The organism is Kineococcus vitellinus, assembly GCF_009906315.1.
GTDB classification, from domain to species: domain Bacteria; phylum Actinomycetota; class Actinomycetes; order Actinomycetales; family Kineococcaceae; genus Kineococcus; species Kineococcus vitellinus.
In genome coordinates, this window is record NZ_JAAALL010000334.1 from 1 (window position 1) to 4,401 (window position 4,401).

Annotated in this window: 3 protein-coding genes; all 3 read left to right on the forward strand. The window is 71.4% G+C overall.

The genetic code is table 11. The features are described from left to right. The first annotated feature begins 249 nt into the window (after nucleotides 1-249). The 3 genes from glf to GTQ99_RS20240 are packed head-to-tail and all read left to right on the forward strand — an operon-like array spanning nucleotide 250 to nucleotide 4,375. Nucleotides 250-1,437 carry a UDP-galactopyranose mutase gene (glf, locus tag GTQ99_RS20230; RefSeq protein WP_166617509.1) on the forward strand — a complete coding sequence of 396 codons (1,188 nt, stop codon included), beginning with the start codon at nucleotides 250-252 and terminating at the stop codon, nucleotides 1,435-1,437. Further along, complete coding sequence (locus GTQ99_RS20235) at nucleotides 1,434-3,473, forward strand: glycosyltransferase (protein WP_166617507.1); 2,040 nt, start codon at nucleotides 1,434-1,436, stop codon at nucleotides 3,471-3,473. The genes glf and GTQ99_RS20235 overlap by 4 nt, the downstream gene beginning before the upstream one ends. Next, nucleotides 3,470-4,375 (forward strand): ABC transporter permease, encoded by a 906-nt coding sequence (locus tag GTQ99_RS20240; RefSeq protein ID WP_205707900.1) that lies wholly within the window; start codon nucleotides 3,470-3,472, stop codon nucleotides 4,373-4,375. Before GTQ99_RS20235 ends, GTQ99_RS20240 begins: the two co-directional genes overlap by 4 nt. Nucleotides 4,376-4,401 lie beyond the last annotated feature (26 nt).

Sequence of the window (4,401 nt, forward strand, 5' to 3'; positions counted from 1 at the left end):
CCCCTCCGGCGTCCCCCCCGGCGCCCGCTCGGGCCGGGGAGCCCGGTGCGACGCCGCGGGACGCGCCCGGCGGGGCGCCGGGGGGGACGCCGGAGGGGACGCCGGAGGGCGCGCGCCGCTGACCGGGCCGGGCCCCGCAGGCGGCTACGCTGTCGCCACCATGCCTGCGAACATGCCCGTGAACGCGACCGTGCCCCCGCGCGGGACCCCGACGACCCCGTGGACGGAGCGAGCGAGGGTGATCCAGTGGTGAACGTCGACCTCGTCGTCGTCGGGTCCGGATTCTTCGGTCTGACGGTCGCCCGCCAGTGCGCCGAGGACCTGGGCCTGAGGGTCCTGGTGATCGACCGGCGCGACCACATCGGCGGCAACGCCTACTCGGAGGCGGAGCCGGAGACCGGCATCGAGGTGCACCGCTACGGCGCGCACCTCTTCCACACCTCCAACGAGCGGGTGTGGCAGCACGTCAACCGCTTCACGGGCTTCACGCCCTACGTGCACCGCGTCTTCTCGACGTACCGGGGCGGCGTCTTCTCGATGCCGGTCAACCTGCACACGATCAACCAGTACTTCGGGAAGTCCCTGTCGCCGGCCGAGGCGCGGGCGCTGGTGGCCGAGCAGGCCGGCGAGATCGACTCCGCCGCCGCGGACAACTTCGAGGACAAGGCGATCTCCCTCATCGGGCGCCCGCTCTACGAGGCGTTCTTCAAGGGCTACACCGCCAAGCAGTGGCAGACCGACCCGCGCGAGCTGCCCGGGGCCACGGTCACCCGCCTGCCGGTGCGCTACACCTACGACAACCGCTACTTCAACGACCGCTACGAGGGGCTGCCCGTCGACGGGTACACCCGGTGGCTGGAGCGGCTGGCCGACCACCCCAACATCGAGGTGCGGCTGCGGACGGACTTCTTCGACGCCTCCCAGGAGGTCTCGAAGGACAACGTGGTCGGCAACGTGCCGACGATCTACACCGGCCCCGTGGACACCTACTTCGGCGACGCCGAGGGCCGGCTGTCCTGGCGCACCCTGGACTTCGAGCAGGAGGTCCTGCCGGTCGGGGACTTCCAGGGGACCCCGGTCATGAACTACGCCGACGAGGACGTGCCCTACACGCGCATCCACGAGTTCCGGCACTTCCACCCCGAGCGGGACTACCCGAAGGACAAGACCGTGATCATGCGGGAGTTCTCCCGCTTCGCGGTCGAGGGCGACGAGCCCTACTACCCGGTGAACACCGCCGAGGACCGCCAGCGGCTGCTGGCCTACCGCGACCTCGCCTCCCGCGAGCGCGACGTCCTCTTCGGCGGCCGGCTGGGCACCTACAAGTACCTCGACATGCACATGGCCATCGGGGCGGCCCTGTCGATGGTGGACAACAAGCTGACCCCGCACTTCAAGGACGGAGCTCCTCTCGTGGCCGGTGGGGTGGACGCATGAGCACGGACGTGGGCACGGACGTCGGCACGCGCGGGAGCGCCCCCGCGGCGCTCGCCGCCGGCAGCGGGCTGGCCCCCGACGACGGGCGGTGGCGCGAGGTCCACCGCATCGTCTTCCCGGCCCGCACCGACATCGACGTCCTGCCGCTGTACGTGGACTTCTCCCAGTCCGAGGGCTACGCCTCGGCGGAGTCCGACAGCGTGGAGTTCGTCAACACCGGTGCCGGCGAGTCCGACACCGAGGCGGCCGGCGACCGGCGCAGCGTGAGCGTGCCCGCCGGCAAGCGGTACTCGCTGGGCACCTACTTCAACGCCTTCCCCGCCAGCTACTGGCGGCGCTGGACGCGCGCGGAGCAGGTCCGCTTCTCCGGGACGTTCGCCGGCTACGGCACCGTGACGCTGTACAAGTCCAACGCCCGCGGCTCGCGCCAGCGCGTCACCAGCTGGCGCGTGGACGGCGAGGCGCGCCTGAGCGAGGACCTCACCCTCGCCCCGTTCGCCGACGGCGGCTGGTACTGGATCGACCTGGCCGGCGGCTCCGAGGAGCTGACGCTGGTCGAGGCCGCCTGGAGCGCTCCCGTCGCCGACCGCGAGGCCGGCCGCGCGACCATCGGGATCACGACCTTCAACCGCCCCGACTACTGCGTGAAGACGCTGGAGGCGCTGGCCTCCGACGCCTCCGTGCTGGAGGTCCTCGACGAGATCGTCATCGTCGACCAGGGCACCCAGAAGGTGCGCGAGCAGGAGGGCTTCGAGGAGGTCGCCGCCCGGCTGGGCGCGACGCTGCGCATCGTCGAGCAGCCCAACCTCGGCGGCTCCGGCGGCTTCGCGCGCGGCATGTTCGAGACGGTGCTCGCCCGGCGCAGCCGCTACGCGCTGCTGCTGGACGACGACGTCAACATCGAGCCCGAGGGCATCGTGCGCGCCGTGCAGTTCGGCGACGCCTGCCGCAAGCCGACCCTCGTCGGCGGCCACATGTTCGACATGTACGACCGCTCGGTGCTGCACACCATGGGCGAGGCGGTCAACCTCTACCGCTTCTTCTGGGGCCCGGCCCGCGGCCTGTACCACGGCCACAACCTCGCCGCCTCCAACCTGCGGCAGACGCCGTGGATGCACCGGCGCATCGACACCGACTACAACGGCTGGTGGATGTGCCTGATCCCCGTCGAGGTGATCGAGCAGATCGGCCTCGCGCTGCCGGTGTTCATCAAGTGGGACGACGCCGAGTACGGCCTGCGCGCGCTCGAGCACGGCTTCCCGACGGTGTCGCTGCCCGGTGCGTGCGTGTGGCACGTGTCGTGGAACGACAAGGACGACACGATCGACTGGCAGGCGTACTACCACGAGCGCAACCGCTTCCTCGTGGCGCTGCTGTACTCGCCCTACGAGCGCGGTGGCCGCCTGTTCCGCGAGAGCAGCTACACCGACGTCAAGCACCTGATCTCCATGCAGTACTACGCGCAGGCGCTGCGCAACCGCGCCCTGACCGACCTGCTGCAGGGCCCGGACCACCTGCACCGCACGCTGGGCAGCACGCTGCCCGCCGTGCGCTCGCTGCGTGCGGAGTACCCGGACGCGCAGGTGGCCGCCGAGCCCGACGCCTACCCCACCCCCAAGCGCGGCAAGCCCGCGCACAAGGGCAAGGAGCCGCGCCCGCCGCGCAAGGGCACGCTGCTGCCGTGGGCCGCGCAGGCCGCGCTGCACCAGCTGCGCAGGCCCAGGCCGGAGGCCGCCGAGCGCCCCCAGGCGGTCCTGGCCGCCAGCGAGGGCAAGTGGTGGGAGCTGTCGATGTACGACAGCGCCGTGGTCTCCATGGCCGACGGCAAGGGGGCGGTCTGGTACCGCCGCGACGCCCGCCGCTTCCGCGACCTGATCACCGAGTCCGCCGCGCTGCACCGCCGGATGCTGACCGCCTGGCCGCAGCTGCGCCGCGCCTACAAGGACGCGCTGCCGCGGGTGACCTCGATGCAGGCCTGGGCGCAGACGTTCGGGGTGGACCTGGCCGACCCGGCGGACCGCCGGCCGGAGGGCTGACGCCGGTGTCCGCTGTCGCCACCTCCACCGGAGCAGCGGCACCGCTCGTCGCGCCCGGGCACGGGGCCGGCCTGCTGGACGTCCTGCGCTACCGGTACCTGCTCAAGCTGCTGGTCCGCAAGGAGATGCGGGTCCGCTACCGCGGCTCCGTCATGGGCCTGCTGTGGAGCTACGTCAAGCCGGGCGTGCAGTTCGCCGTCTTCTACTTCGCGATGGGCGAGTTCCTCAAGCTCAACGAGAGCGTGCCCAACTTCGCGGTGTACCTGTTCTCCGGCATCGTCGTGATCAACTTCTACACCGAGGCGTTCGGCAACGCGACGCGCTCGGTGGTGGGCAACGCGCCGCTCATCAAGAAGATCTTCCTGCCGCGCGAGCTGTTCTCGGTGAGCTCGGCGTGGGTGGCGGCCATCCACTTCCTGCCCCAGCTGGTGGTGCTGCTGCTGGCCTGCCTCATCACGGGCTGGCGGCCGCTGCCGCAGCAGCTGGCGGGGGCGGTGCTCGGCTTCGTCATCGTCGGCGTGCTCGCCGTGGGGCTCGGGCTGCTCTTCGGCGCGGTCAACGTGCTCTACCGCGACTTCGAGAACATCGTCGACCTGCTGCTCATGGTCGTCACGTGGACCTCGCCGGTCCTCTACGACTGGCAGAAGGTCGCCGACGCCGTGGGCCGCGACTCGTGGTTCCTCACCCTGTATCAGCTCAACCCCGTCACCGCGGCGGTGGAGCTGTTCCACTGGGCGTTCTGGTACCCCACCGGCGACGTGCGCGCCGCCGAGGTGCCGCCGGCGCTGCCGCCGCACCTGCTGTGGACGGGGCTGTGGGGGCTGCTCATCGCCCTGGCCCTGCTGGCGGTGGGGCAGCTGGTGTTCCGCCGCATCGAAGGCCGCTTCGCGCAGGAGCTGTGATGACCGTGACCTCCACCCCCCTGGAC